Annotated in this window: 2 protein-coding genes; both read right to left on the bottom strand. The window is 74.0% G+C overall.

Annotated features, from left to right (window positions below; genetic code table 11):
* The coding region (locus M3N57_13245) for a hypothetical protein (protein MDP9023634.1) at nucleotides 1-220 on the bottom strand (220 nt) is incomplete at its 3' end.
* Nucleotides 221-397: 177 nt separating this feature from the next.
* The gene (locus M3N57_13240) at nucleotides 398-2,590 is read right to left on the bottom strand and encodes a cell wall-binding repeat-containing protein (GenBank protein ID MDP9023633.1); all 2,193 of its coding nucleotides are present in this window, start codon (nucleotides 2,588-2,590) and stop codon (nucleotides 398-400) included.
* Nucleotides 2,591-2,751 lie beyond the last annotated feature (161 nt).

The raw sequence follows: 2,751 nt of genomic DNA, 5'->3' as shown, positions 1-2,751 counted from the left end.
CCTCCAGGCGGTGCGGCTCGGTGTCGCCGAGCAGCAGCAGCGCTGCCCGCAGGCCGGCGTCGTCCAGCACCTCGGCGAGCCAGTCGGCATCCACCGCCGGCATCGCGTCGGGGCGGCTGTTGCCCGGCGCGCCGGCGGGGCGGCTGACGGCCGGCTCGGTGTCGGGGCGTTCGGTCGGCTCCCTGTCCAACAGGCGGCTGTTCGAGAGTTGCGTGTTCATGGCTCATCCTCCCCCGTGGCGCGGTCCGCGCTCCACGGTTACACCCACGGATCATCACGACTCACGTCACGGATCACGTCACGGATCACACCGGTGTCGTTCGACTCACCGGGAGGATGCCAGGTGGGTGTGACGTGGCTGCGGAGGTCGCGCAGCGGCCGTGACCCGGGTCGACGCTCAGTACACGTACAGCCGCGTCCCCAGCGGGACCAGCCCCGCGTCCCAGATGAAGTCGATCGCCGGGTAGATCAGCCGGACGCAGCCGTGCGACGCCGGGTAGGGCGGGACGTTGGTCGATCCGTGGATCGCGTGGCCGCGGTCGGTGAAGTACTTGGGGCGCCACAGCCTGCCCAGGTGCGACTCGCGCATCCCGTCGATCTGGCGGAAGAACGTGAAGGTCCCCTCGGGCGTGATCGCGTACCCGGAGCTGCCCCCTTCGTTGTAGTACTCCCCGTTGCCGCTGGAGACCGCGAACGTGTGCAGCACACGGCCGTCCTGCACGATGAACATGATCTGGCGGGGCTTGTCGATCTCGACGTACCGCCCCGAACGCTGGTGGCGCGGCACCGGCCGGGCGGCCGTCTGCAGCCGCTGGCGGGTCGCGGCGTCCACCGAACCGGTGCGTTGCAGCCCCTCGTGCTTCTGGAAGGCGTACACCGCCTGGACGGTCGCGCTCCCGAACGTCCCGTCGGGGGTCGGCAACCAGTACCCGAGGTCGCTCAGCCGCTGCTGCAGGTCACGCACCGCCGGTCCCTGGTCGCCCCGCGACAGCTCCAGCTTGCGGAACACCAGGTCGTACTCGAGGTGGCGCCACCCCGACCCGTCGAAGGCCGCGGCGGTCACGCGCACCGGGTAGGCGTGGTTGGCCTGCGCCGCGATCGGGAGCGCGCCGGCGCGGAACACGATGCTGTTGGCGAAGTCGCCGTGCGCCAGGCTGCCGTACACCTCGTGCCCGTTGAGCGTCACGAACACCGACGACTGGTTGAGGTCAACGGCCCGGTCGAAGTCGATCTGGAGGGTGTCGAGGGTGTTGATCTCGTCGCCGGGTCCCGGTGACAGGCTGACCTCCCGCGGGCCCCCGGCGTCGAGGCTGGCGCGACGGATGTCGCCCGCGGCGGTGTCGGCCACCGCGGCCGCCCCGCCGTACACGACGCCCGCGGCCGGGCGCCACGTGGCGAGCTGGTCGACCTGGGGACGGGCGAGGTTGTGGTGGGGGGTGAGCATCAGCGGGGCGCCGTGGGCGGCGGCGTGGGGTCCGCCGGCGAGCGCGTCGGGGAAGCGCTCCCCGCTGGCCACCGCGACCGTCTGCGGCGAGGCGAAGAACGCGCCGGCGATCACCGCGGCGGTGTCGAACCGGCTCGGCCCGGCCAGGCGGTGCACCTCACCGGCGAGCTGGTCGAGCTCGGCCGCCACCTGGTCGTTCACCACGGCGGTTCCGCCGACCACGTACACCACCGGGTAGTTCCGCGCAGCCAGGAACTCTCGGGTCGCCGGCGGCAGGCTGTCGGGCGCGGTCAGCACGATCGGCATCCCGCCGATCGCAGCCGGCGACGACGCGGCCAGCGCGTCGGGGAAGCTGAACCCCGACGCCACCACCGCGGCGTCACCGGCGGGCAGGACCGCACTGGCGGCCGCTGCCGTCCCGAACCGGTCGGTTCCGGCGACCCGCTGGGGGTTCAGGCCGATCGCCTGAACGTCCGCAGCGACCTGCTCGGACAGGGCGCTGCGTCCGCCGAGCAGGTAGACGGTGGCACCCGGCGGCAGGACCCGCCGCAACTCCCCGGCGGTGGCGTCAGCCAGGCGTTCGGCCCCGCTGAGCAGCAACGGACCGTCGACCGCCGTGGCCAGCGGCGCCCCGGCCAGCGCGTCGGGGAAGTCGTCGGCTCGGGCCAGCACCGCCGCGGTGGCCGTCTGCGGGTACAGGTTGAGGCTGATCGCCGCCGCGGTCTCGACCCGGTTCTGGCCGGCCAGGCGACCGACCGCCGTGTCGGAGGCCGTGAAGCGCCACGCCCGCGTCGTGGCCGCCCCCTGGCGGTCGGTCAGGGCGACCTCGGCGACGTGGTCGCCGGGCGCCACCTGCGCTGTGGCGGCGATGCGCTGGTAGGTGTCGCTCCCGGACCGCTGGGCGGGCACGCCAACGCCGTCGATGCGGAGCTCGGCGCCCGCGACCCCCGCCTGGGCGACCAGGAACGCGGCGATCTCGACCGTTCCCGCCGGGACCACGCCGCCGGGGGCCGGGTGCGGCCCGATCACCCCGGGGCTGGGCGGCTGCGCCACGCTGTCGGCGCGGGCAGGGGCGACCGGGACGGCCAGCACCGCCACCATCGCCAGCACCGCCGGCAGGACGAACCTCGTCCCACGGCGGGACATGGTCAACCACAGCACCTGTAGATCTCCCGCGCGACGTGACCGCCCAGCTTACGCAACCGCCTGGACCCCGGGCTCCGGACACGCCCGTTGCTCGCCGGCCCCGCCGGCATCGGGCAGGATGCGGCCATGGCCACCAACGCACGCCGTGACCGCCTGGCGGC

Source organism: Actinomycetota bacterium (assembly GCA_030776725.1).
Classification (GTDB): Bacteria; Actinomycetota; Nitriliruptoria; order Nitriliruptorales; family JAHWKO01; genus JAHWKW01.
The sequence above is the reverse complement of the archived record's forward strand: the minus strand, read 5'-3'. Positions and strand labels throughout refer to the sequence as shown.

Excerpts from the sequence above, each read along its gene's own strand:
- M3N57_13240 (MDP9023633.1), bottom strand. The coding sequence starts at position 2,590 with ATGTCCCGCCGTGGGACGAGGTTCGTCCTGCCGGCGGTGCTGGCGATG.